General features: G+C 56.7%; 21 protein-coding genes and 1 pseudogene. 13 read left to right on the top strand and 9 right to left on the bottom strand.

The annotated features are described in order from the left end of the window. Nucleotides 1-12 precede the first annotated feature (12 nt). The 6 genes from AC2FI9_RS05510 to AC2FI9_RS05485 are packed head-to-tail and all read left to right on the top strand — an operon-like array spanning nucleotide 13 to nucleotide 6,759. Nucleotides 13-1,722 carry an IlvD/Edd family dehydratase gene (locus tag AC2FI9_RS05510; protein ID WP_496766374.1) on the top strand — a complete coding sequence of 570 codons (1,710 nt, stop codon included), beginning with the start codon at nucleotides 13-15 and terminating at the stop codon, nucleotides 1,720-1,722. Continuing rightward, the gene (locus AC2FI9_RS05505; RefSeq protein WP_496766372.1) at nucleotides 1,722-2,489 is read left to right on the top strand and encodes an SDR family NAD(P)-dependent oxidoreductase; all 768 of its coding nucleotides are present in this window, start codon (nucleotides 1,722-1,724) and stop codon (nucleotides 2,487-2,489) included. Before AC2FI9_RS05510 ends, AC2FI9_RS05505 begins: the two co-directional genes overlap by 1 nt. A gap of 4 nt (nucleotides 2,490-2,493) precedes the next feature. Next, nucleotides 2,494-3,387 (top strand): 2-dehydro-3-deoxygalactonokinase, encoded by an 894-nt coding sequence (locus AC2FI9_RS05500; protein WP_496766370.1) that lies wholly within the window; start codon nucleotides 2,494-2,496, stop codon nucleotides 3,385-3,387. Further along, nucleotides 3,384-3,989 carry a 2-dehydro-3-deoxy-6-phosphogalactonate aldolase gene (locus tag AC2FI9_RS05495; protein ID WP_496766368.1) on the top strand — a complete coding sequence of 202 codons (606 nt, stop codon included), beginning with the start codon at nucleotides 3,384-3,386 and terminating at the stop codon, nucleotides 3,987-3,989. The genes AC2FI9_RS05500 and AC2FI9_RS05495 overlap by 4 nt, the downstream gene beginning before the upstream one ends. Further along, entirely contained in the window at nucleotides 3,986-4,846 is an 861-nt protein-coding gene (locus AC2FI9_RS05490) for an SMP-30/gluconolactonase/LRE family protein (protein ID WP_496766366.1), read from the top strand. Before AC2FI9_RS05495 ends, AC2FI9_RS05490 begins: the two co-directional genes overlap by 4 nt. Then, entirely contained in the window at nucleotides 4,843-6,759 is a 1,917-nt protein-coding gene (locus AC2FI9_RS05485) for a beta-galactosidase (protein ID WP_496766364.1), read from the top strand. The genes AC2FI9_RS05490 and AC2FI9_RS05485 overlap by 4 nt, the downstream gene beginning before the upstream one ends. Nucleotides 6,760-6,796: 37 nt before the next feature. Here the strand turns inward: AC2FI9_RS05485 and AC2FI9_RS05480 are convergent, their stop codons facing one another. The 9 genes from AC2FI9_RS05480 to AC2FI9_RS05440 all read right to left on the bottom strand — a co-directional run bounded on the left by AC2FI9_RS05480 (nucleotide 6,797) and on the right by AC2FI9_RS05440 (nucleotide 18,050). Beyond that, nucleotides 6,797-8,062: an ABC transporter permease gene (locus AC2FI9_RS05480; protein ID WP_496766362.1), complete on the bottom strand. Its 1,266-nt coding sequence runs from the start codon at nucleotides 8,060-8,062 to the stop codon at nucleotides 6,797-6,799. Beyond that, the gene (locus tag AC2FI9_RS05475) at nucleotides 8,059-8,979 is read right to left on the bottom strand and encodes an ABC transporter permease (protein ID WP_496766359.1); all 921 of its coding nucleotides are present in this window, start codon (nucleotides 8,977-8,979) and stop codon (nucleotides 8,059-8,061) included. The genes AC2FI9_RS05480 and AC2FI9_RS05475 overlap by 4 nt, the downstream gene beginning before the upstream one ends. Nucleotides 8,980-8,990: 11 nt before the next feature. Then, a complete protein-coding gene (locus AC2FI9_RS05470) occupies nucleotides 8,991-10,103 on the bottom strand; it encodes an ABC transporter ATP-binding protein (protein WP_496739067.1) in 1,113 nt (370 codons plus the stop codon). Between the two features lie 118 nt (nucleotides 10,104-10,221). Continuing rightward, a complete protein-coding gene (locus tag AC2FI9_RS05465) occupies nucleotides 10,222-11,346 on the bottom strand; it encodes an extracellular solute-binding protein (protein ID WP_496766357.1) in 1,125 nt (374 codons plus the stop codon). Nucleotides 11,347-11,803: 457 nt separating this feature from the next. Then, entirely contained in the window at nucleotides 11,804-12,886 is a 1,083-nt protein-coding gene (locus AC2FI9_RS05460) for an ABC transporter ATP-binding protein (protein WP_496766355.1), read from the bottom strand. Between the two features lie 3 nt (nucleotides 12,887-12,889). Then, nucleotides 12,890-14,545, bottom strand: a complete 1,656-nt coding sequence (locus tag AC2FI9_RS05455) for an alpha-amylase family glycosyl hydrolase (RefSeq protein ID WP_496766353.1) — start codon at nucleotides 14,543-14,545, stop codon at nucleotides 12,890-12,892. Between the two features lie 9 nt (nucleotides 14,546-14,554). Beyond that, complete coding sequence (locus AC2FI9_RS05450) at nucleotides 14,555-15,703, bottom strand: carbohydrate ABC transporter permease (RefSeq protein ID WP_496766351.1); 1,149 nt, start codon at nucleotides 15,701-15,703, stop codon at nucleotides 14,555-14,557. Nucleotides 15,704-15,707: 4 nt separating this feature from the next. Next, a complete protein-coding gene (locus tag AC2FI9_RS05445; RefSeq protein WP_170418733.1) occupies nucleotides 15,708-16,715 on the bottom strand; it encodes a carbohydrate ABC transporter permease in 1,008 nt (335 codons plus the stop codon). 66 nt (nucleotides 16,716-16,781) lie between these two features. After that, a complete protein-coding gene (locus tag AC2FI9_RS05440) occupies nucleotides 16,782-18,050 on the bottom strand; it encodes an ABC transporter substrate-binding protein (protein WP_496766349.1) in 1,269 nt (422 codons plus the stop codon). 216 nt (nucleotides 18,051-18,266) lie between these two features. Here AC2FI9_RS05440 and AC2FI9_RS05435 point away from each other — a divergent pair, with 216 nt between their 5' ends. The 7 genes and pseudogenes from AC2FI9_RS05435 to AC2FI9_RS05405 all read left to right on the top strand — a co-directional run bounded on the left by AC2FI9_RS05435 (nucleotide 18,267) and on the right by AC2FI9_RS05405 (nucleotide 24,196). Then, nucleotides 18,267-19,298: a LacI family DNA-binding transcriptional regulator gene (locus tag AC2FI9_RS05435; protein ID WP_496724758.1), complete on the top strand. Its 1,032-nt coding sequence runs from the start codon at nucleotides 18,267-18,269 to the stop codon at nucleotides 19,296-19,298. A gap of 3 nt (nucleotides 19,299-19,301) precedes the next feature. Further along, nucleotides 19,302-20,606: pseudogene (locus tag AC2FI9_RS05430) on the top strand (GH1 family beta-glucosidase); the annotation flags it as partial. Between the two features lie 18 nt (nucleotides 20,607-20,624). Next, nucleotides 20,625-21,626, top strand: a complete 1,002-nt coding sequence (locus AC2FI9_RS05425) for a glucokinase (RefSeq protein WP_496766540.1) — start codon at nucleotides 20,625-20,627, stop codon at nucleotides 21,624-21,626. A 37-nt stretch (nucleotides 21,627-21,663) separates the two neighbouring features. Further along, nucleotides 21,664-22,590: a carbohydrate kinase family protein gene (locus AC2FI9_RS05420; protein ID WP_496739074.1), complete on the top strand. Its 927-nt coding sequence runs from the start codon at nucleotides 21,664-21,666 to the stop codon at nucleotides 22,588-22,590. A 17-nt stretch (nucleotides 22,591-22,607) separates the two neighbouring features. Beyond that, nucleotides 22,608-23,273, top strand: coding sequence for a D-lyxose/D-mannose family sugar isomerase (locus tag AC2FI9_RS05415; protein WP_496766347.1), 666 nt, complete (start codon nucleotides 22,608-22,610; stop codon nucleotides 23,271-23,273). A 166-nt stretch (nucleotides 23,274-23,439) separates the two neighbouring features. After that, entirely contained in the window at nucleotides 23,440-23,715 is a 276-nt protein-coding gene (locus AC2FI9_RS05410; RefSeq protein WP_058272015.1) for a hypothetical protein, read from the top strand. A gap of 10 nt (nucleotides 23,716-23,725) precedes the next feature. Continuing rightward, the gene (locus AC2FI9_RS05405; protein ID WP_496766344.1) at nucleotides 23,726-24,196 is read left to right on the top strand and encodes a phage holin family protein; all 471 of its coding nucleotides are present in this window, start codon (nucleotides 23,726-23,728) and stop codon (nucleotides 24,194-24,196) included. The last annotated feature ends 2 nt before the right edge of the window (nucleotides 24,197-24,198 follow it).

The raw sequence follows: 24,198 nt of genomic DNA, 5'->3' as shown, positions 1-24,198 counted from the left end.
AGGCTGAAAATAATGACAAAAAAACGCCGCTCTCAGCATTGGTATGGCAAGCTGGACAAGGATGGCTTTATCCACAGATCGTGGATGAAGAACCAAGGCTTTCCTGATCACGCCTTCGATGGTCGTCCGATCATTGGCATCTGCAACACGTGGTCGGAACTCACACCCTGCAACTCGGGCCTGCGTGATCTGGCCGAAGGTGTCAAACGCGGCGTGTGGGAGGCTGGAGGGTTTCCGGTCGAATTTCCCGTCATGTCGCTGGGCGAGACCCAAATGAAACCCACCGCCATGCTGTTCCGCAACCTGCTGGCAATGGATGTCGAGGAATCTATTCGCGCCTATGGCATCGACGGCGTAGTCCTGTTGGGTGGTTGCGATAAGACCACGCCGGGGCAGCTGATGGGGGCCGCTTCGGTAGATCTGCCCTCTATCGTGGTCAGCTCTGGCCCGATGTTGAATGGGAAGTACCAGGGAAAAGACATTGGTTCGGGCACGGATGTTTGGAAATTCTCAGAAGCTGTGCGCGCGGGTGAGATGACACTGAAGGATTTCATGAATGCCGAGTCCGGCATGTCACGCAGCGCCGGGGTCTGCATGACCATGGGCACGGCCTCGACCATGGCATCGTTGGTCGAAGCAATGGGCATGTCCCTCCCAACCAACGCCGCCCTACCAGCAGTTGATGCCCGCCGGATGGCGCTGGCGCATCTGACAGGCAAACGGATTGTGGAGATGGTGGACGAAGATTTAAAACCGTCGGACATCCTGACCAAGGAAGCGTTCGAAAATGCCATTCTGGCCAATGCAGCCGTTGGCGGCTCGACCAATGCAGTGGTGCATTTACTCGCGCTGGCGGGCCGCGTGGGGGTAGACCTGGCGCTGAAAGACTTTGAAATCGGGTCGGAAATCCCGCTGCTGGTGAACTGCATGCCCTCAGGGAAATACCTGATGGAGGATTTCTGCTACGCAGGCGGTGTGCCCGTGGTTCTGAACGAGTTGAGACCCTTCCTGCGCCCTGCAAAAACCGTTCTGAACAAAGATATCTCGGCGCATTTTGAGGGGGCAGAATGCTTTAACCCCAACGTCATCCGCCCCTTCGACAATCCGGTGAAACCCGCCGCGGGATTGCGCGTGCTGCGCGGAAACCTCGCGCCCAACGGGGCCATTGTGAAACCTTCGGCCGCGACGGATACGCTGCTGGAAACCGAAGCTGAGGCCTACGTTTTCGAGAACGTCGAGGATTTGAAAGCCAATATCGACCGGGATGATCTGCCAGTGACGTCCGAAACCATTCTGGTCCTGAAGGGTTGCGGCCCAAAGGGCTATCCCGGCATGCCCGAAGTCGGGAACATGCCAATCCCCGGAAAATTGATCAAAGAAGGCGTGCGCGACATGATCCGTATCTCGGATGCGCGCATGTCAGGCACTGCATATGGCACCGTGATCCTGCATTTAAGCCCCGAGGCGCAAGCCGGAGGCACCTTGGCCCTTGTCAAAACCGGCGATCGTATCCGCGTGTCCGCCAGCAAGGGCGAATTAGAGCTGCTGGTCGATGAAAAGGAACTGGAAACCCGCCGTGCCACGTGGCAACCGGACGATCCGCACTACACGCGCGGTTACGCGAAACTCTATATCGACCACGTGCTACAGGCCGATAAAGGCGCGGACCTTGATTTTCTCGTTGGCAAAGACACGCGCCTTGTAACCAGAGAGAGCCACTGATGGACAATCCAGCCACATTCCACGACCTCAACGGCGCCTCGGTCTATATTACCGGCGGCGGCTCTGGTGTAGGGGCCGCACTGACAGACGGTTTTTTGGCCCAGGGCGCAAACGTTGCCTTTATCGGCCGCTCGGACGCCAGCGCATTCATTGAGGAAATGCGAGACAAACATGGCCGCGCGCCGCTGTTCATGCAGGGCGACATGACGGATACCGAATTGCTGCACGCCACAATGCAAAAGGCTGCCGAGGCACATGGACCTTTGGATGTGTTGGTCAACAACGCCGCTAACGACAAGCGTCACTCGCTTGAGGAAACCACCGCCGAGTTCTGGGACTGGATGATTGAGGTGAACCTCAAGGCCTACTACTTCGCTTGTCAGGAGGCTGCGCGCCAAATGACTGGCAAAGGGGGTTCAATCGTCAACTTCAGCTCGATCAGCTACATGATGGGGAATGCGGGGTACCCTATCTATACGACGTCGAATGCCGGTATCACGGGGATGACGCGATCATTGGCGCGCGAGTTGGGGCCGAAAAAAATCCGTATCAATGCGCTGGCTCCCGGATGGGTTTTGACGCAAAAGCAACTTGATATGTGGGCGACGCCGGATGACTTGGCAGCGCATTTGGAGCGCCAGTGCCTGAAAGAACACCTGACGCCCGAAGACATGATCGCACCGACATTGTTCCTGGCCTCGGATGCCAGCCGCGCGATGACCGGACAGTGCATGGCCGTCGATGGCGGCGTTGTGGTAACGGGGTAAGGCCATGAATGCAGAGTGGATAGCCGTCGACTGGGGAACATCCCAACTGCGGGCCTGGGCTATGCAGTCCGACACCGTACTGGCGCAAAGGCAGTCTGACCGCGGCATGGCGCGTCTGAGTAGAGATGACTTCCAATCTGTCTTGCTGGACCTTATCGAAGATTGGTTGGGCGCTGAACCTGTCGATGTTGTGGCTTGCGGCATGGTCGGTGCGCGGCAAGGCTGGGTCGAAGCCCCCTACTCGGCCGTCCCGTCAGCGCCACTGCCTGATGCGCCTATACGGGTACCCGGTACCGATGCCCGGATACGCGCATTCGTGGTGCCTGGGCTGAAGCAGAACGCACCGCCGGATGTGATGCGCGGCGAGGAAACTCAAATTTCTGGCTTTCTGGCAACCCGCCCGAACTGGGACGGGGTTATCTGCCTGCCCGGGACGCATTCAAAATGGGTTCAGATCAGCGCAGGAGAAGTCGTGAGCTTTCGAACGTTCATGACAGGTGAGATGTTTGAGCTTCTCTCCGAGCAATCAGTGCTCAAGCATTCGGTCGGTGACGGCTGGGACGCCGATGCCTTTGCAGAAGCTACGGCAGACACGTTGTCAAAACCCGAACAATTGGCTGCACGTCTGTTTGGACTGCGGGCGGCGGATTTGTTGCACGATCAGGACAAGGGGACAGCCCGGGCAAAATTATCCGGGCTCTTGATCGGGGCTGAACTGGGCGCAACACGCCCCTATTGGTTGGGGCAGCAGCTGGCAATCATCGGCGCTGAAGGGATTTCCCAAATCTATGCGGGCGCGTTGCAACTGCAGGGTGCTTTCGTGGACACCGCTAGCGCAACCCAATGCACATTGGCAGGCCTGTCGCAGGCCCGTAAACTAACGAGGCAAACCGCATGAACCGCCCCATCATCGCCATATTGCGTGGCTTGCAACCGGCAGAAGCCGTCGATGTGGGTCATGCCCTGATCGAAGCCGGTATCGACAAGATCGAGGTTCCGTTGAATTCGCCTGACCCGCTGAACAGCATTGAATCGTTGGCCAGCTCATTCGGCGATCAAGCTCTGATCGGCGCTGGCACGGTTCTGACCCCCGAACAGGTCGAAGCCGTTGCGCAAGTTGGCGGTAAGCTGATCGTTTCCCCGAATTATGACGCCGAGGTCATTGTGCGTTCTGTCGCACTAAACATGCAAAGCTGGCCGGGCGTCTATACCCCGACCGAGGCGTTTGCGGCACTTAAGGCTGGCGCGACGGGATTGAAACTGTTCCCGGGTGTCACTGCCGGGCCAAGTGGATTGGCCGCACTGCGACCTGTATTGCCATCGGGGACTTTGGTCTATGCCGTTGGTGGCGCTGGACCTGAGAACTTCGCCGAATGGATCAAGGCTGGGGCAGACGGGTTTGGCATCGGATCGGCCCTGTTCAAACCGGGGATGTCCGTCGCGGAAATTGCCGGTCAGGCCAAGCGGATCGTCGCTGCCTATGACGAGGCAGCTGGATGAGCTTTGTTTTTGACGACCGTCCATGTGAGTTAGGCGAAGGGCCCCTGTGGCATCCTGAACGCAAGCAACTGTTCTGGTTCGACATCATCAACAAACGTCTGATGACGCAGACAGCGGGCGAGCAACACAGCTGGCAGTTTTCGGAACATGTCTCAGCGGCAGGTTGGGTGGACCGGGATACAATAGTGATGGCATCGGAAACCGGTCTGTGGCGGTTTGGTTTGGACAGCGGTCAAAAAGACCTGATCGTCTCGCTTGAGGCGAACAACCCGGACACCCGCTCCAATGACGGGCGCGCAGACCCGTGGGGCGGGTTCTGGATCGGGACGATGGGAAAGAACGCTGAAAAGCAGGCTGGCGCGATCTATCGGTACTGGCAGGGTGAGCTGCGCCTGCTTGTGCCCGAGGTCACAATCTCGAACGCGATCTGTTTTGCCCCAGACAGGTCCTGCGTCTATTACACCGATACAGTCACACAACAGGTCAGGCGCTGCTCGCTGGAGGCTGAGATGGGCTGGCCCGAAGGCAATAGCACGGTGTTTCTCGACTTGCGCGCTGATGGCCTTTACCCCGATGGTGCTGTGGTCGACGCAGAAGGCAATATCTGGATCGCCCAATGGGGGGCAAACCGTGTCGCCTGCTACGAACCGAACGGACGGTTTCGGCATGCGGTCTCGTTTCAGGCCGCACATACATCTTGTCCCGCCTTTGGCGGCGACGATCTGACGACGCTGTTTTGCACCACTGCCCGTCAGGGGTTGGACGCAGACACTGTTGAAGCACAACCAACCAATGGCATGACCTTTGGCGCATTGGACGCGGGCACAGGCCAAGCAGAACACAGAGTCCTTCTATGAAACCAGAACTTGGTGTTTGCTATTACCCGGAACATTGGCCCGAGGCCATGTGGGCCGAAGACGCGGCTCGAATGGTCGAAACTGGCATAAGCTGGGTCCGGATCGGTGAGTTTGCCTGGAGCAGAATGGAGCCAGTTCCCGGTGAGCTGCAGTTGGATTGGCTGGACCGTGCAATCGACACGCTGGGGGCGGCTGGGCTCAAGGTTGTGCTGGGGACGCCCACTGCGACACCTCCGCGTTGGATGCTTGAGAAATATCCCGACATGCTGGCGGTGGATGCGCAAGGAAACCCCCGCAAATTCGGCTCACGCAGGCATTATTGTTTTAGCCATCCGGGTTATGTCCAGGAATCCGTCCGCATCGCCCGGATCATGGGCGAGCGCTACGGGCAAAACCCGCATGTTGCGGCCTGGCAGATCGACAATGAATATGGTTGTCACGATACGACCGTCAGTTACGGCCCCGCCGCTCTGCATGCCTTTCGGCTTTGGCTAAAGGATCGATACGGCAGCATTGACGCGCTAAACGAGGCATGGGGCAACATATTCTGGGCGATGGAGTATCGCGATTTCGACCAGATTGATCTGCCCAATCTGACAGTGACCGAACCCAACCCGGCGCATGTTCTGGCGTTCCGGCGTTTCAGTTCGGATCAGGTCGTTGCGTATAACAAAGCCCAGGCAGATGTACTGCACGCCTTGACCGATGCGCCTTTGTTGCACAATTATATGGGCCGAGTGCTGGATTTCGACCATTTCAAGGTTGGCGAAGATCTGGATATCGCCACATGGGACAGCTACCCAATCGGCTTCCTCTCCGACCGGCTAGAGGCGGATGAAGCGCACAAAACCGCCTTTCTTCAGCAGGGCGACCCGGACATGCAGGCATTTCACCATGACCTGTATCGCGCGGTCGGCCGAGGCCGTTGGTGGGTGATGGAGCAGCAACCCGGCCCGGTGAATTGGGCACCATACAATCCGGCACCACTACCTGGAATGGTTAAGCTTTGGTCGCTTGAGGCAGTGGCGCACGGGGCAGAGGTCGTCAGCTATTTCCGCTGGCGGCAGGCCCCGTTTGCACAAGAGCAAATGCATGCGGGGTTGCTGACACCCAACAACCGCCCTGCCCCGGCCCTGACCGAGGCAAAGCAGACTTCGGACGCGTTGTCAGAAATAGGCAACGTTGTGCAAACACAGGCCCAGGTGGCCATCCTGTTCGACTACGCCTCGGATTGGGCTTGGTCGACACAGCCTCAGGGGGCGGGATTTGACTATTTCCGTCTGGTTTTCTCGGCGTATCGCGCCTTGCGGCGGGCTGGCTTGTCTGTGGACTTCGTGTCCTCAACCAACATTCCGCGTGTTGGCTACAAGTTCATCCTTGCTCCGGGGATAGCCACCGTGAGCGACAATTTGGAGCGACAATTGGCGGAGGTCAGTGATCTGCTCATCCTGGGTCCACGCAGCGGGGCGATCACACATGATTTCCAGATTCCTCGGGCACGACCCGGTCTGAACGGTCTGAAATGCGACGTCGATTTGGTCGAGACACTGCCGCCTAACATCCGCCGTGGCGTTGAAGGCGGCGGCGCGGCGCAACATTGGATCGACAGGGTTTCGGGTACTGCCCCCAATTTGCTGACATTTGCAGACGGCACCCCTGCGCTTTTGGGCGAAAATCGTCTTTGGTATCTGGCAGGTTTCCCGGATGACACATTATGGGACCGGGTTGTTGAAATGGCCGCGCGCAAAACCGACGTTGCCCTTCATCCGATGCCCAAGGGGTTGCGCCGTCGCGAGACGGCCACGCATGTTTTCCTAATCAACTACAACGCGCAACCGGTCGCATGGAACGGTGACGTCGTTGACGCCTGTGACGTAGCACTCACGCAGAAAGATGCGCCCGAAGAGGAATAACCTCTCCGGGCGCTGGTTTTGGATTTCGCTCCGAAACCTACTGGTCAGTCTGCAGACTGTTGGGGTCGAACGCGCCCCCGAAACCACCGTTGTTTGAAGGTGGAGTTTCAGTATCCGAACTCTCCTCTTCCGCGTCGCCACCCAGAGCATTCGGCGCGAAGACGTTGCCAAAACCACTGTTGTTGGACGGTTTCGGTGTGGATTGCTGCGCACCACCTTGTTCGGCTTCTTCGGCCTCACGCTTTTTGCGCTGTTCTTCGCGCTGCTTGCGCAGCTCTTGAATACGCTGTTCGGCTTCTAGGCGTTTCTGCTCTTTCACATTGGCGATGCATTGGCCGGGGTTGTAGGCCGTTGCGGTGCCAACGACAGTGATCGTCGCAACCGCAAACACAACCAGCAAGACAGCCGCCATGTTGCCAGCAAAGAAGCTGGGCAGCTTAATCTTGCCGGCCAGCTCCTCAACTGTGGCGCTCTTGCGGGCTGCGGCCACCAGTTCCTGGCGCTTGAGCTTGGCTTCGTTCAACAAGGCAAAGAACACTGTCAGTGCCACGATGATGAAGGCCAGAGCCGAAATGGCAGGCGTAATGCCGTAGCGCACCTTTTGCGCCAGTTCGATCGTCAGCGTCGGGTATTCACCAAAGGTGAAAGTGGTGGTGTTGTAGTTCTCGAACGAAGCGAGGAACGCCAGCACTGCAGCCGAGGCAATCGCAGGACGCATGAAGGGCAACAGGATCTTGCGGAAAGCCTGAGCATGCGTTGCACCAAGGTCCAGTGCCGCTTCGGTCAATGCCACATCGTAACGCTGCAGGCGCGCCACAAGAACCAACATGCAATAGCTTGCAATGAAGGTAGATTGGCCGATTACCGTCAGGAAGATACCGTTGGACAGGAAGCTATCTGCACCCAGTCCCAGCATCCGGTTGATCCGATCCCAGAACACCAAAGTCGAGATGCCCAGAACAACACCCGGGATCAGGATCGGAGCGATGATGATCGTATAGTAGGTCGCCCGTAACTTAGGCCAGATCTGGGTCAGCATCAGCGCACCGGCCAGACCCATCGCCACCGACAGAACAACCGTTCCGGCGCCAATGATCAGCGAGTTCTTGATGCCGTTCAGGATACGCTGATCCTGAAACAGCTCGCCGAACCACTGGAAGGTCAGACACTCCCACGGCGTCATCCGTGGGAAAGCCGACGAGTTGAAGGCCGTGACCGACATGATTACCAGCGGGCCCAACAGGTACAGGAAGAAGATGATCAGATAGACCCAGATGCTTACACGAAGGAAGGAATTATTCATTTCCCGATATCCCCCATGTTCACCTTGAACAGGCGCATCATCGCCAGCACGAACAGGATACAGGTCACCAGAAGAACGATGGCGTAGGCAGCACCTTGCGGCCAGTCATTGTTGTCATTGAATTGCTGGTAAATCAGCTGCGTGAACCACAGACTTGACGGTCCGCCCAGGATTTGCGGCGCGGCCAGCGCACCGGCGCTTAGCATGAACACCATGGTACAGCCCGAGCTGATGCCCGGCTTGGCGTAAGGAATGACCACACGCCAGTGAATTCGCCACCATGGCGCACCAAGATCACGCGCGGCCTCGATCTGGTTTTTGTCCAGACTTTCGATCACGTTGTACATCGGGAAGATCATCAGCAGGATGTAGGCATAGCCAAGACCCGCATAGAGCGCGATGTCATTGCGAATAAAGTCAAACGGCGTATCCCAGATGCCCAGCCCCACGAACAGGGTATTCAAAACACCGGTCTCACCAAAGATAATCCGCAGGGCAAAGGCGCGCAAAATCTCGTTGATCCAATATGGGATGATCAGCATGATCGCGAAGATGCGAATGTGGCTGCCTTTGGACTGACCCAGGTAGTAAGCGATCGGGTAACAGAGGATCAGGTTGAAGACCGTCACACAGACTGCGGCCAGCAGTGTGCGAAAAAAGACCCTCAGGTCGACTGCATTATAGGACTGACTGCCGCCTTCGGGGCCATAGATCAGGTATTTGTAGTTCTCCAGCGTATAAACGTCCTTAGGCCCGCCAATCTCGGGCGGTGGCAGGTTCGGACGGAAGGAGAAATCCAGCATCGACAGCTGGGGCAGAATGATCAGGCCAATGGTCCAGAACAGGACAAGACCCAATATTGCGGCGCCCATGCCGATGCCGTTTCGGTTGAAGAATTCTTTCAGGAAGCCTGGCATAGAAGGCCCCCTTATTCTGCGGCCAAATCACCCGCCGGAACCAGAACCGCATTGCGGGTCTCATATTCCAACGTGATGTTTTGGCCTGTGTGGTCATCGAAGGATTGGCCGAGATTTGGCAAGGACACCTTGATCTCTTTACCGCCGTCACCTTCGGTGAAGATGTTGAAGACGTTACCTTCGAATTCTTCGTGGTTCACCCGCGCGGTAACAAAGTGATCGCCTGCCGCACCATCGGCGGCGATCGCAAAAGCTTCGGGGCGAATGAACATCATGGCGTCATCACCCACTGTCAGCTTTCCTTGGTTGGCGGTCGAGATGCGTGCAACCAGTTCACCAGACCGGTTCGTTGAAATCAGCGCTTCGTTCCCCATAACCTGTTTAATTTTGCCGCGAAATACGTTGTTTTCACCTACGAAAGAGGCCGCGAATGCAGTGTTGGGATCATTATAGATAGTCTTGCCATCGGCGATTTGATCGATCACGCCAGCCCGCATGACAGCGATATTGTCTGACATGGTCAGGGCTTCGCCCTGGTCGTGGGTGATATAGATGAAAGTGATGCCGACGCGCTTTTGAATCTCTCGCAGCTCGGTGCGCATATGCTGGCGCAGTTTGAGGTCCAGCGCGGACAACGGTTCATCCAGCAGCAGCACGTCCGGTTCCGCACAAAGCGCGCGGGCGATGGCAACCCGTTGGCGCTGACCACCGGACAACTCGCTTGGCAGCTTGTCACCTTGATCGGGCAGCGCGATCATGTCCAGCAGCTCATCGGCACGCTTTCGGCGTTCTTTTGCGCTTGCGCCGCTGATCTCCAATGAGAAGGTGATATTTTCCCACACTTTCATCAGCGGGAACAACGCGAGGTTCTGAAAAATCAGGGCGGTCGGGCGTTTGTTCGGACCAATGCCCCGCATATCCTTGCCGCCGATCAGAACTTTGCCTTCGCTTGGTTCAAGAAAGCCCGAAACTGCCCGCAGGATCGTTGTTTTGCCGCACCCCGAGGGACCGAGAAACGAAAAGAAATCGCCCCCGTTGATGTTCACGTTTGCATCCCTCACGGCAACAAAATCACCGAAACGGATCCACAGGTTCTCAAGATCTACACCGACCCCTGCACTCATTTTTGGTATCTCCGTCAGGTACAGTCCATGACCGCACCGAAATAGCGTCCGTCACGCCTTTGTGGCATGCGGGTTGATAGCCCTCCGCACAGTGGCGGAGGGCACCTTGTCAAAGCAATCAGGCGCTTTTGAACTTGTTGACGAACTCGGTCCGAGTTTCGGCATACCACGGAGCCTCAGCAGGCCATGGGTTCAGGTTTGCCAGCGAGTCGCCCGGATAGGCCTCAGCGAAGTTCTTCTTGTAGGTGTCGCCCGCATATTGGTCGGCACCCAGTACTGGCGAGTTGTACCCGTGGCTGTCGATGGCGACACCTGCAGGCTTGGCCTGATAGGCGAAATCGATGAAGGCATAAACCTGATCGATGTTCTGCGCACCGGTCGGCATCGACATTCCGTCGACCCATGCCATCGCACCTTCGACCGGAGCCTGATAGTGCACCGGCTCACCCGCTGATTTCAGCGCCAGCGGCGGACCATCCCAGGTCTGGCCGACAATAACGCCTTCGTTCAACAGGCCGTTTTTCTGGGTGTCGGCATCGTTCCAGATCAGCTTGATCCGGTTCTTCCGCTCGACGCACCAGTCAGTGATTTGGCCCCAGACCTTGCGCATGGTGTCTTCGTCGCCGTACGCGGCCCAGACAGAGCCAGGCTCCATCTCGCCAGAGGCTTCCATATACAGACCCGCACCCAGCATCATCGAATGCGCGCGGCCCATAGTCTTGCCTGCGTTTGCTTCGGACCAGACGTCCCCATAGGACGGGGCGTCTCCTTCGGGCAGCCACAGGTCGGTGCGGTAGGCAATACCTTCTGTACCCCAGATATGCGGCAGCCAGTGCACGCCGCTGTCAGCAAAGTTCCAGGCGTCAGTGCCGATCTGCGCCATCGCAGGGTTCACCAGATCAATCGGAACCTTGTTCATGTCGAAGGGCTGCAACAGTTCCAGCGGCCCCCACTGCAACGAGCGGTTGTTCGTCGGCGATACGATGTCAAAGCCTTGGCCCTTGGTGGCCTTCATCTTGTTGATGATTTCTTCGTTCGACCCGATACCGGTATAGTTCACCTTGATTCCGGTCAGAGTTTCAAACTCTTGCAGGAATGCGGGCGGCAGATAGTCCGACCACATCAGAATGTTGATTTCACCCGAAGATGCCAGAGCGCTTTTGCTGTAAAGCGGCGCAGCAAGGGCAGCCGCACCCGCGCCTTTCAGAATCGAGCGTCTGGAAAGGGTTTTCCGTTCAGCCATATTATGGTTCTCCCGTTATTGGACTGTGTTGTTTTGTTATTATGATTGCCACGCTAGAACTTTGCGGGGGCATTGTCAGGCCAAAAGTGACGGATTGGCAATTTCGTATGTCCAGATTGCGATTTAATCTAGCAAATATGGTTAGTTACCCCCTGGGATCGCAGTCACATTTTGAGACCGGAGCAGCTTATTTTGGCAATGTTTCGTAAGAAATTGACACGGCTGCCCGTCAAGCTCGGGACTAGGCTTTGGGCCGCAATTCAAAAGAGGAAAAGAGGTATTTGCCATGCCCGACCGAAAGAACTCACGTCAAAAACAGTCATAAACTGCATGCATTTGGAAACGCACACAGACCTCGGGACTTACCACTGCGGGGCACAGACAACGTTCCAAACTGTGCAGTAAGCGGCATTCGCGTACTGTGCCGCACCTTTCGATCATCATGCGCCGCTCGCGGTCACTTCCTCATGGACAGGCCCTGGTGAAACAAGTGAACCTTGCCCGGATCTGCCGAAACGGCAACGGTTTGGCCCCGCATGTTTTTTTGGACCCCCGGCAGTTTTGCGATTGTGGGGTCCTCCCCGTCCTTGGCGGCAAAATACAACAGCGTGACCTCGCCAAGTGCTTCGGTAAAGTCCACAATCCCTTCCATAATCGGATTGCTTTCAACGGGGTGAAAGTCTTCGGGACGCACTCCGATATTTACCTGTTTACCCTCGTCAGCCGCATCGGTTGGGATGCTGGTCACCGCGGTCTCACCACCATCCAGTTTTACGACGGTGCGCTCACCAGTCTGGGTGATGACCCCCGGCAACAGGTTCATCGCAGGTGAGCCAATAAATTGCGCGACAAACTCATTGTCAGGCGTTTCATACAGTTCGAGAGGGGTGCCGACCTGCGCGATCCCCTTGTTGGCCAGGACGACAATCCGGCTGGCCAATGTCATCGCCTCGACCTGATCGTGGGTGACATAGACCATCGTGCTGTCGGGCATTGCCTCTTTCAGACGCGCGATTTCAATGCGGGTCGCGACGCGCAGCGCTGCGTCAAGATTGGAAAGCGGTTCATCGAACAGATAGACCTTTGGATCGCGCACGATCGCCCGACCGATTGCAACCCGTTGCCGCTGGCCACCAGAAAGTGCCTTTGGAAGCCGATCCAGAAACGGTTCCAGCTGAAGGATACGGGCGGCGCGATCAACCGCCGCGTCGACCTCGGTTGACGGCATTTTGGCAATTTTCAATGCAAAAGCCATATTTTCGCGTACCGTCATGTGCGGATACAGGGCATAGCTTTGAAAAACCATCGCAATGCCCCGCTGCGCGGGCGGCACATCGTTCATCACCTGGCCTTCGATCTCAAGCGTTCCGCCAGTGATCTTTTCTAGCCCCGCAATCATACGCAGCAACGTGGATTTACCGCAACCCGAAGGCCCGACAAATACAATCAATTCACCGCGTTCGATGTCGAGGTTAATGTTCTTTAAGACATCAACATTGCCATACGTTTTGGCAACATCCGTGAGATTGAGTTCAGACATAACTTACCCCTGTACCCGAGCCATCAAACAGAATTGGGCCGCACCGAGGGTGATGGTCCCCGCCCCTCCGACACCGCCCAACTCTTGCCCGATTGCTTGCCAGTTATCGTCGGGCAGTGTGATTTCCGCGCTGTCAGATCCCAAATTGAACGCGCAGAATATCTGTTGGGCATTGTCCTCACGCAAGAAGGTCAGGATCGGTCCAGACTGCGCCATCTCGCGCTGCTGGCCAGACATCAATGCGGAATGCGCGTGGCGCAACGCGATGGCACGGCGATAGTGGTGCAACGTCGAATTTGGCTCTTGCTCTAACCGGTCAACCGCACGCTCGGCCTGCGTTTGGCTGACGGGCAACCAGGGGGCTCCAGTACTGAACCCGGACTGTTCGTCCTGCGCAGCCCAAACCATCGGAGTGCGGCAACCATCACGGCCCTTGAACTCCGGCCAGAATTCTATGCCGTAAGGGTCCTGCAGATGTTCAAATGGAACATCCGCCTCGGGCAGGCCAAGTTCTTCGCCTTGGTACAAGCATGCTGACCCACGCAGGCACATCATCAGCACTGCATGTTGACGGATGGCTGCGTCGTCCAGCCCCCACCGCGACGCGTGACGCTGAACATCATGGTTTGAGAACGCCCAGCAAGGCCATGCATCGCCAGCCTTTTCTTCCAACTGATCAAACACCTGTTTGGCGTATGCGGCGGTCAAAGCGCGTTTTTCAAGAAACTCAAAAGCATAACACATATGCATGCGCTTATCGCCACTGGTATACTCACCCATGATCTCAAGACCGCGCTGCGCGTCGCCAACCTCGCCCAAACAAGCACGGCCTTCGTATTCGTCCGTTAGTGCGCGCAACCGCTCGAGGAAGGCGATGTTTTCCGGCTGGCTTTTGGAATGAAGGTGATCCTGATGGTTATAGGGGTTCACCATGGGCGCGATCGAGGCATTGCGCTGATCCATCGGCAGGCCAGGGTTGTCGCGCAGTTGTTTGTCGTGGAAATAGAAGTTGATCGTGTCCAGACGGAAACCATCCACGCCCAAGTCCAGCCAGAACCGCGCCACATCCAGCAATGCATCCTGCACGTCCGAGCAATGGAAGTTCAGATCCGGCTGCGACGTCAGGAAATTGTGCAGATAGTACTGCAAGCGCCGGGAATCCCACTGCCATGCGGACCCACCAAAAATTGACAGCCAGTTGTTTGGCGGAGTGCCGTCGGGCTTGGGATCAGCCCAAACATACCAGTCGGACTTGGCATTTTCGCGACTGGACCGGCTTTCCTTAAACCATGGGTGCTGATCCGACGTGTGCGACAGCACGAGGTCAATCATCACCTTCAGCCCAACTGAATGCGCCTGATCCAAGAGTTCCTTAAAGTCCTCCATGGTTCCGAACATCGGATCAACATCACGATAGTCGCTGACGTCGTAACCGAAGTCCTTCATCGGTGATTTGAAGAAGGGCGAGATCCAGATTGCGTCGACGCCAAGCGAAGCGATGTAACCAAGCCTTTGGGTGATACCCTTGAGATCTCCAATTCCATCGCCGTTGCTGTCCTGAAAACTGCGTGGATAGATCTGGTATATCACTCCGCCCCGCCACCATTCGGCGGCTGCTTTGGTTGCTGTTTCGAGTTTCACGGTGTTCTGCACGTTCATCAGACGCCTCTACTTAACGGACCCGGCCAACAGACCGCGGACCAGATATTTTTGCATTGCGAAGAAAACAATCAGCGGGACGATGATCGAAACAAAGGCCGCTGTGGCAAGGATTTCCCAATTCCCGCCGCGCGTGCCTAAAAGCTCGACGATGCGGTTGGTCATGACGGTGGTCTGTCCGGATGCGTCGATCAGGAACACCTTAGCTACCAGCAAGTCATTCCACGTCCAGAGAAACTGGAAGATCGCAAAAGACGCCAGCGCTGGAAAGCTGAGCGGCAAGATCAACTTGGTAAAGATCTGAAACTCGGTCGCGCCATCGACCCGCGCGTTTTCGATCAGATCGCGGGGCAGACCCGCCATGTAGTTACGCAAAAGATAAATCGCCAGCGGCAACCCGAACCCGGTGTGTGCCATCCAAACCCCCAAATACCCTTTGCCAATCCCAATATTCAGGTGGAATTTCAGCAACGGGATCAGGGCCAGTTGCAGCGGGACAACCAACAGACCAACGACAGCCGCAATAAGCAACGCGCGCCCGGGGAAATCCATCCAGGCCAGCGCGTAGGCTGCAAAAGCCGCCACGAGAATCGGAATGATCGTTGCCGGTATCGTCACGGTCAACGTGTTGAAAAATGCGTGTCCCATACTGTCGGTGCTGTCTTCTGCCAGAAGAACCTTGTGATAATTGTCTAAGGTAAACTCAGGCGGCAATTCTGCAGTTACAAAAACACGCGATCCGCGGCTGCCGGTGAACTCGTCCGGGTTCTCCATGCGGTAATTCCCTGCAGCATCTACGGTGATTGTGCCGCCCTTTCGCAGCACAGCTGTTTCGCCGGGGGCAAAGGCATCGATCGCGCGAGAGCTGATCCCCCATTTTGAGATTGTCGCCTTCGTCCCTTCGTCAAACAGATTGCCTTCGATCACGTACAGCCCGTTTTCGAGTACCTGGGTATCCGGGGCCGCGCTGCGAAGGGTCAGGTTTTGTTCGGACGGGAACAGCGACCGCCACCAACCACTGGTTGCGATCTGGTCCGCCGTGCGGAAAGATGAAATCAGCAAGCCAAGCGTGGGTACCACCCACAGCACCACCAGAAAGAGAACCGAGGCATGGACGACCCAGCGAAGGGCGGGTTTGGTTCCTGCAATATCGCTCATTGCCCTACTCCATCTCTTTCCGTGCGTTGCGCACATTCCAGACGAGAATCGGAGCCACCAGGAGCATAATAACCATGGCCGAAGCGGACCCGACGCCCCAGTCATTCGCTCGGAACAGCTTGTCGTACATGTAGTTGGCAAGAACCTGCGTCTCCCATTGGCCGTTGGTCATGGCGAAGACGATGTCAAAGACCTTGAGGACAGTAATGGTGATCGTGGTCCAGACGACAAGGATAGTAGTTTTGATCTGCGGCACTTTGATCCGAAAAAAGATCTGGAACGGATTGGCGCCATCCAAAATTGCGGCTTCAATCGTTTCTTCGGGGATACCACGCAAGGCGGCCGACAGGATGACCATTGCAAAACCAGTCTGAATCCAGATCAGGACAACCATCAGCAAAAAGCTGTTCCAGAACGGTATCGTAAGCCACGTCTGCGGCTCGGTCCCGCCAAAGAAAATATACAGCGCATTCAGCATTCCGATCTGATCTTGTTCGGCCGGACGTGTGTCATAGACCAGCTTCCAGATAACCGATGCCCCAACAAACGAGATCGCCATAGGCATAAAGATCAGCGACTTGGCCAGATTCCCCCAACGAATGCGGTCAGTCAGCTGTGCCACCAACAGGCCAAAGGCCGTCGACATTGCAGGCACAATGATCAACCAGAACATGTTGTTGCGCATTGCTTCCCAAAACTTGGGTTCCTTGGCCATCTGGATATAGTTGTCCAGCCCGACCCATTTGTAGCCGCCGCCTGGGACGCGGTCCGTCAGTGACAGGCGCAGGGTTTCGACAACCGGATAGGCCAGATACAAGCCCAAAGCAGCCAGCGCTGGGAATAGAAACAACCAAGGCCGGATCATGTTCGCGCGGTTGATATTGCGGCCAGCATTCGGCCCCCGAGGCGGGAAAAGAACTCTGTCCAGAAACTGATTGGATAGATAGAAATAGCCCACGCAACCTGACACGCCGATGGCGATGGTCAGCAGGCCTTGAAATGCCGGGTGCATGCCGCTCTCCCTTGCGACGATAGGTTCGGGCAACCCGGCAGAGCGGGTTGCCCAATCTCAGACGCTTTAGTCCAGCGCGTCCCACGAGGACTGGATTTCGTCGGCGACGTCCTGGGCAGGTGTTCCGCCCGTATAGTCGACCATTCCAGTCCAGAAGGTGCCTGCACCCACGCCGCCCGGCATCAGGTCGGAACCGTCAAACCGGAAGGTGGTGGCCCCCAGAAGAATGTCATTCATCTTCTTCAGCGTAGGGTCTGAGAAGACCGAAGTATCGACGCCTTTGTGCGGCGTCAGGAACCCGGTCAGAGCCATCCAGGCTTCGTGCGCCTCGGGTGTTTCCAGGTATTTCATCAGCGCATGCGCGCCGGGGCCGTCATTGGTGATCGCCCAAACTGTGCCGGCCCCAAGGACCGGGCTGCCAAGATCCTTGCCTTCATAGGCCGGGAAGTAGAAGAAATCGGCATCTTCGCCCACAACCGTGCCTTCAGGGAAGAAAGCGGGAATGAATGAAGCCTGACGGTGCATGTAGCACTGCGGAGGTGAGCTGAACATTCCCTTCGGGCTGTCACGGAAGTCAGTCGTTGCAACCGCACCTGCTCCACCGGCCACGTAATCATCGTTGCGCGCAAACGCTCCGAATTCTTCAATCGCGGCAACAACCTTAGGATCGTTAAACTTTAATTCGTTGGCGACCCAGGCGTCATAATCTTCGGGCGGCAACGTGCGCAGCATCATGTCTTCAACCCAGTCAGTCGCTGGCCAACCGGTCGCTCCGCCGGACCCCAGCCCGATGCACCATGGCGTTTCGCCATCTGCAACGATCTGATCGGTCAGCGCCTTCAGCTCTTCCATTGTGGTCGGGATTTCATAGCCGGCGTCTTCGAAGTTCTCCGGCACAAACCAAACCAGCGATTTCACGTCGACCTTGTAGAAAAACCCATACAGATGGTCCTGCCCGTCCGGGCCCTGATAGGTTCCCAGATCCACCCAGGATTGGCCGGCCGCATAGTTGTCGCGAATCCAATCCGCAGTTCCTTCACTCAGGGGCGTCAGGAATCCCGCCTTGGCCATATCTGATGCCAGACCGGGTTGGGGAAACACTGCTACGTTGGGCGCCGATCCGGCTTCGGCATCAATTCTGATCTGCTGCTCAAAGCTGTCCGAGCCCACATAGCTGTACTCATGCCCAGTCGCTGCGGCAAAGCCGTCCAAAACCTTTTCGACATTTTCCTGATCAGGCCCCAGCCACGGGCCGAACACGGTGACCTTGTCGGCATGCGCCGCGCCCGCCATCAGGGCGAACGTGGCCGCGCCTGCGTAAAGCGAGTGTTTCATGAAGTTTCCTCCCAACTTTGCTCGCGCTTTTGAGACTCTTTTTCAAAGCGCTTTGGATGACGCACTTTATCCGCTAACATTCAAATTTTGTCAATAATCTGTTTACTGATGCCCATATTATTAATATTCAGGGCAGTGTCAGCAAGATGTGACAGTCGGGCGGGAAGCGCCTGCAATTTTGCAAATGATCAAATTTGAAGGCGCTTTGAGGCGAAGATGAATCTAAAGCAGCTCTCAGAAATCCTTGGTTTATCTCAAACCACTGTCAGCCGCGCGCTGAATGGCTACCCCGAGGTGAACGAGGACACGCGCCTGCGCGTCCAAGCCGCCGCTGCCAAGCATGGCTACCGGCCGAACAGCCGGGCCAAGGGATTGGCAACAGGCCGCTCGATGGTGATTGGGCACGTGATTCCCTCCTCATCCCAGCATGAAATGGTAAACCCGATTTTTGGTGATTTTGTCGCCGGTGCTGCACGCAAGTATTCGGATCATGGATATGACATGATGTTCACCAACGCCGATGACACCTCGATCGAGGAAGCCTATCGCAGTCTTTTTCAACGCGGCGCGGTTGATGGAATTGTTTTGCAAGGCCCCAAAGTCAACGAGCACCGGATCGAGGTCCTGACCAGAATGGGCGTGCCCTTTATTGTTCATGGCAGGTCAACCGGGGTGGACGTGCCTTATGACTGGATCGACGTGAACAACAAAAGTTCGTTCCTGCGCGCCACCCGGTTTCTGATCGACCTTGGGCATCGTCGCATTGCCCTGATCAACGGGCTTGAGGATATGGATTTCGCTCAACGTCGCCGCGACGGATATCTTGAGGCCCTGCATGAGGCAGGTCTGTCCCCCGACCCGGAATTGATGCGCAGCGCCGAGATGACCGAGGTTTATGGCCACCATGAATCCCGCGATATGCTTCGCCTGGATGACCCACCTACGGCCATCCTGACCGCATCCATGATTTCCGCGATCGGTGTGCGCCGTGCTCTCAACGAGGCGGGGTTGAAGATGGGCAAGGACGTATCAGTCATCGCCCATGACGACGATCTTTCTTATCTGAAAAACGGTCAGGATGTGCCAATTTTCACGGCCACACGGTCATCCGTGCGTCGAGCCGGAGAAATAGCCGCTGAAATGCTGATCGAACGCATCAAATCTCCGGAAGACCCGGTAAAAACTAGATTGCTGGAGGCCGAACTGGTAGTTGGCGGCTCGACCGGCCCCGCTCCCAACAGGTTCTGAAAAATGAAATACACTCGTTCGGACTTCCCCAAAGACTTTCTCTTTGGTGTCGCAACCTCTGCCTATCAAATCGAAGGCCACGCACAGGGCGGTGCGGGGAAAACACATTGGGATAGTTTTGCCGCTTCACCCGGAAACGTTGTGCGAAACGAGAATGGAGATCTGGCCTGTGACCACCTGAACCGTTTTCCACAGGATTTCGATCTGGTGCGGGACGCGGGTTTTGATTGCTACCGGTTCTCGACAAGCTGGGCGCGCGTTTTGCCTGAAGGGCGTGGCCCGGTAAATCAGGCAGGTCTGGATTTTTACGACCGGCTCGCCGACGCGCTGCTGGAACGCGGCATTCGCCCCTGTGCGACCCTGTATCATTGGGAATTGCCCTCTCCGCTTGCAGATCTGGGCGGCTGGCGCAACCGGGATATCGCAAATTGGTTCGCCGATTTCACCGAGGTCATCATGGGCCGCATTGGCGACCGTATGTACAGTGTTGCGCCGATCAATGAGCCGTGGTGCGTCAGCTGGCTGAGCCATTTTGAAGGGCATCACGCGCCCGGAATGCGCGACATCCGCGCCACGGCTCGCGCGATGCACCATGTTCTGCTGGCTCATGGCCGCGCCATCGAAGCGATGCGTGGTCTGGGCATGTCAAACCTGGGCGCTGTGTTCAATCTGGAATGGGCCGAACCTGCCGATGACAGCCCCGCTGCACGCAAGGCGGCCGACCTTTATGACGGGATTTACAACCGGTTTTTCCTAGGTGGTGTGTTCAAAAAAGCCTATCCGCAAAATGTTCTGGACGGGTTGGAACCTCATCTTCCATCCGGCTGGCAAGACGACTTTGACACCATTGGTGCACCCGTCGATTGGTGCGGTCTGAACTACTATACCCGCAAACTGATCGCGCCTGCCGATACCGCATGGCCAAGCCTGGAAGAAGTACCCGGCCCGCTGCCCAAAACCCAGATGGGGTGGGAGATTGAACCCGATGCCCTGACGCGCTTTCTGACCCGTACGGTGCGCGATTATACCGGCGACTTGCCAATTTATGTCACCGAAAACGGCATGGCGAGCCCGAAACGCCAGCAAGATGACGACCGTATTGACTACCTCAACAAACACCTTGGTGCCGTTCAAAACGCGCTGGACGACGGCGTTCCAGTCAGGGGCTATTTCATCTGGTCCTTGTTGGATAACTACGAGTGGTCCTTTGGCTATGAAAAGCGGTTCGGGTTGGTTGATGTAGATTTCAATACGCTCGAGCGGACGCCAAAAGCCTCGTACAACGCGCTGAAATCGGCCTTGTCCGGTGGGCCTGTTTCTCTGCCGATGGCACAGCCTGCCGGAACCATGCACGAACACTGGAACCTTGTCGCGGACATCGGTGGCACAAACACAAGACTAGGTGTCATCTCGAACGGAGAGCTGATGGACCTCCGCAAACACCCAACCGGGTCGTTGCCAGAGCTTCTGGATGCGTTTCACAGCCTGCGCGACGAGATTGGTACCGATCCACGCGCCGTCGTTGCGGCCGGAGCAGGTCCGGTCAAAGACGGGACAATCCGCCTGACAAATGCGCATCTTGATTTGTCCGAAAGCGACATCTGCAAGGCAACAGGCGCGCAACACACCTTTGTTATCAATGACTTCACCGCGGCCGCCTGGTCGGTCGCCGAAATCACCGGTGACCATGTCGAGGTCCTGCAAGGGGCTGAGACACCGCCGGTCGGAACCCGGCTGGTTGTGGGCCCCGGCACTGGCCTAGGCGTAGGCGCATTGCTCTATTCCCAAGGGCGATACCATACCGCGTCGGGCGAAGGTGGCCATGTCGGACTGTCCCCACGCCACGAGGATGAGGTCGAAGTCTTCAAAGCGGCACGCCATATCGCGCCCGAATGCTTCTTTGATGACAGCCTAGTGCTCGAAGCGGAAATGTTCCTCAGCGGAACCGGCCTTCCCATTCTGTACCAAGCCGCCAGCATGGCCGCTGGACAGTCCGATGCTCCAAGGCGCAACGCCAAGGATATACTGCAGGACGCGCTGGCGGAATCCGACCCGATTGCGGTCAAATCTGCGCATATGTTCAAAACCCACCTTGGGGCTATTATGGGCGATCTGGCTGTCGCCTACATGCCGACAGGAGGTGTTTTCCTTGTGGGTGGCGTCGCCGAGAAAAACCGGTGGCTGTTCAAGGATGCGTTCCGGGATGCCTTTAACGCCGGCGGGCGGTTCAGTGACTTGCGGCGTTCAATGAACCTGTATGTGTCCGAGCAGGATGAATTTGGCATTGTTGGCGCTAACAATTTCTGTAAAAGTGCGCTCGCGCGGTAAACTGGCCGCCTGACCCTGTTACAGAAAGGACCACGGCATGATTCTGTGCTGCGGTGAAGCCCTGATAGACATGATCGCCGAGCCAACCGTTTCTGGGTCGCGCGGATTCGTGCCCCACTCCGGCGGCGCAGTGTTCAACACAGCCGTAGCGCTGGGTCGGCTAGGCGCGCCAGCGGGTCTTTTGACCGGGCTATCGTCGGATATGTTCGGACAGCAACTGGCGGACGCGCTGCAAACCAGCCATGTAGACGCCAGCCATGTGATCCGATCGGATCGCCCAACGACATTGGCGTTTGTCCAGCTGGAAGATGGCCATGCCAGCTACAACTTTGTCGACGAAAACTCGGCCGGGCGCATGTTGACCCCTGAGGATATGCCAAAACAATTGCCTGCTGCATCGGCGCTGTATTTTGGCGGGATTAGCCTGGCGTGCGAACCCTGCGCTGATGCTTATGCAGCCCTGCTTGAGCGTCACGGAGCGGACCGAGCGGTCATGCTGGATCCAAATATCCGGCCGGGATTTATCAAGGATCAAACGCGGTATCGCACCCGGCTAAACCGTATGATTGCACAATCTGACATCGTCAAAGTCTCGGATGAGGATCTGGACTGGATCGTTCCGGGACCTGAAACACTGGCGGAGAAAGTACCTTTGCTGCTGCAAACAGGTCCTTCCGTGGTTATCGTAACGCGCGGCAGTGATGGGGCCTCGGGATATCTGGCGGACGGGTCCGAAACCTCGGTGCCAGTCAAAGCGGTCGAGGTGGTCGATACGGTGGGTGCCGGTGACACGTTCAACGCCGGAGTCCTTGCTGAATTGGACCGAACAGGTCGATTGACCAAGTCCAATCTGCGGACGTTGGGCCAGGACGACTTGCGCGCGGCGTTAGCCAAAGGTGCAGACGTCGCCGCCATCACCGTTTCCCGCGCTGGCGCAAACCCGCCCTGGGCGCATGAACTTTGACCCCCTGAGGGACCGAGATGAAAAGATCAGATATCAACGACATCAAGACCAAAGCCGAGACCTTCATTCGCTCGTTCGGGGCCGTCCTGCCCCCCTTTGCCAACTGGTCGCCGGAACAAATGCGCAGCGCTCAGGCACAAGGCATCCGTGACCGCGGCCTCGGATGGGATATTACCGACTATGGTCAAGGCCGGTTTGATGAGCTCGGCCTGTTCCTATTTACCCTGCGCAATGGCGATGTGCAGGATCTGAAAAAAGGTCGCGGGATGCTTTATGCAGAGAAGCTTTTGGTTTCTCGGGACAAACAACTCTCCCCGATGCATCGCCACATCATCAAGGCCGAAGACATCATCAACCGGGGCGGCGGCGATCTGGTCATGGAGATTTATGCCTCGGACCCTGAAGGCGGTATCGACCGAGATAACCCGGTGGTTGTTCCCAGTGACAACTGCCCTGTCATCATCCAACCTGGTGAGTTGCTGCGGCTGAAACCCGGTCAGAGCGTAACCCTGATGCCGGGAATCTGGCACGCATTCTGGGCGGAACAGGGCGACTGCCTGATTGGCGAGGTGTCAACTGTCAACGATGACCGGACCGATAATGTATTCGAGGATCCCATTCCGCGCTTTGCAACGATTGAAGAAAACACAAAGCCCGATTTCTTGCTGGTATCGGACTATTGATAAACGGATAGCGCGTGCGCAGGCTTGATCACATCCGGGGCCGGGTGCTGATCGCTGCATCGGGATAACACCCTTTCCCGAATTCAAAAAATCGAATTAACATGGCCCTCGACAAAGGAAAAAGTCGCGAGCCTGATTTTTGCGCGACCATCGAAGGACCCAAGTGATGGTAACCAAAGCACAGCTAGAAGCCGAAGTCGCAGAGTTGCGGCGTCAACTGGCCGAACAATCCAGCGCACCAGAAGGCATCTCAGATTCGAACAGCGGCAAACAAGCTGATCCACACAAATCGATGACGGACGGAATTGTCGAAAGCCTGGATGAGTGGTCAACGCAATTAGAAGAAGTCATGACAGAGCTTGAGGAGTTTCCACATAAAAGGCCGATCCTATTCGCCCTTGGGATTTTCACGCTTGGCTATCTTCTAGGCCGTTCCCGGTAGGAGCCCGAACATGAATCGCATTTCACGCAACATTTCGATCATCCTGCGCGCTGAACGGTTGATTGCACAACGGCAACTGGCCGTCGCGGCAAAGCGCACGGGTTTTTATGCCGCTGCCGGGTTGGCCGTTGGGCTGGCGGTTATCATGCTAAACGTCGCCGGGTTCTTTTGGCTGTCCGAGACCATGTCAAAGTCTCTGGCGGCAATCATAGTGGCCGGGGTGAACTTTGTTCTGGCCGTAATCCTCGCATTGGTCGCAAATTCCATGACGGCCGAAACTGATACCTCAGCGGCCGTCGAGTTGCGGGATATGGCGCTGCACGACATTGAGGATGAAGTCCGGGACAATGTCACCGAAGCGCGCAACATGATTGTCGGTCTCAAACGCGATCCGATCGGGATGCTGTCGCCTGACATTATCAGCACGGTTCTTGGCGTCCTACTCAGATACGCGCGGCGTGGAAAAAACAAATCGGATTAGTA

Source organism: Ruegeria sp. CDSA246 (genome assembly GCF_059611225.1).
This window is presented reverse-complemented; position numbering and strand designations above follow the sequence as displayed.

Coding starts and splice junctions, on each gene's coding strand:
- AC2FI9_RS05510 (WP_496766374.1), top strand. CDS start 13: ATGACAAAAAAACGCCGCTCTCAGCATTGGTATGGCAAGCTGGACAAG.
- AC2FI9_RS05505 (WP_496766372.1), top strand. CDS start 1,722: ATGGACAATCCAGCCACATTCCACGACCTCAACGGCGCCTCGGTCTAT.
- AC2FI9_RS05500 (WP_496766370.1), top strand. CDS start 2,494: ATGAATGCAGAGTGGATAGCCGTCGACTGGGGAACATCCCAACTGCGG.
- AC2FI9_RS05495 (WP_496766368.1), top strand. CDS start 3,384: ATGAACCGCCCCATCATCGCCATATTGCGTGGCTTGCAACCGGCAGAA.
- AC2FI9_RS05490 (WP_496766366.1), top strand. CDS start 3,986: ATGAGCTTTGTTTTTGACGACCGTCCATGTGAGTTAGGCGAAGGGCCC.
- AC2FI9_RS05485 (WP_496766364.1), top strand. CDS start 4,843: ATGAAACCAGAACTTGGTGTTTGCTATTACCCGGAACATTGGCCCGAG.
- AC2FI9_RS05480 (WP_496766362.1), bottom strand. CDS start 8,062: ATGAATAATTCCTTCCTTCGTGTAAGCATCTGGGTCTATCTGATCATC.
- AC2FI9_RS05475 (WP_496766359.1), bottom strand. CDS start 8,979: ATGCCAGGCTTCCTGAAAGAATTCTTCAACCGAAACGGCATCGGCATG.
- AC2FI9_RS05470 (WP_496739067.1), bottom strand. CDS start 10,103: ATGAGTGCAGGGGTCGGTGTAGATCTTGAGAACCTGTGGATCCGTTTC.
- AC2FI9_RS05465 (WP_496766357.1), bottom strand. CDS start 11,346: ATGGCTGAACGGAAAACCCTTTCCAGACGCTCGATTCTGAAAGGCGCG.
- AC2FI9_RS05460 (WP_496766355.1), bottom strand. CDS start 12,886: ATGTCTGAACTCAATCTCACGGATGTTGCCAAAACGTATGGCAATGTT.
- AC2FI9_RS05455 (WP_496766353.1), bottom strand. CDS start 14,545: ATGAACGTGCAGAACACCGTGAAACTCGAAACAGCAACCAAAGCAGCC.
- AC2FI9_RS05450 (WP_496766351.1), bottom strand. CDS start 15,703: ATGAGCGATATTGCAGGAACCAAACCCGCCCTTCGCTGGGTCGTCCAT.
- AC2FI9_RS05445 (WP_170418733.1), bottom strand. CDS start 16,715: ATGCACCCGGCATTTCAAGGCCTGCTGACCATCGCCATCGGCGTGTCA.
- AC2FI9_RS05440 (WP_496766349.1), bottom strand. CDS start 18,050: ATGAAACACTCGCTTTACGCAGGCGCGGCCACGTTCGCCCTGATGGCG.
- AC2FI9_RS05435 (WP_496724758.1), top strand. CDS start 18,267: ATGAATCTAAAGCAGCTCTCAGAAATCCTTGGTTTATCTCAAACCACT.
- AC2FI9_RS05425 (WP_496766540.1), top strand. CDS start 20,625: ATGGCACAGCCTGCCGGAACCATGCACGAACACTGGAACCTTGTCGCG.
- AC2FI9_RS05420 (WP_496739074.1), top strand. CDS start 21,664: ATGATTCTGTGCTGCGGTGAAGCCCTGATAGACATGATCGCCGAGCCA.
- AC2FI9_RS05415 (WP_496766347.1), top strand. CDS start 22,608: ATGAAAAGATCAGATATCAACGACATCAAGACCAAAGCCGAGACCTTC.
- AC2FI9_RS05410 (WP_058272015.1), top strand. CDS start 23,440: ATGGTAACCAAAGCACAGCTAGAAGCCGAAGTCGCAGAGTTGCGGCGT.
- AC2FI9_RS05405 (WP_496766344.1), top strand. CDS start 23,726: ATGAATCGCATTTCACGCAACATTTCGATCATCCTGCGCGCTGAACGG.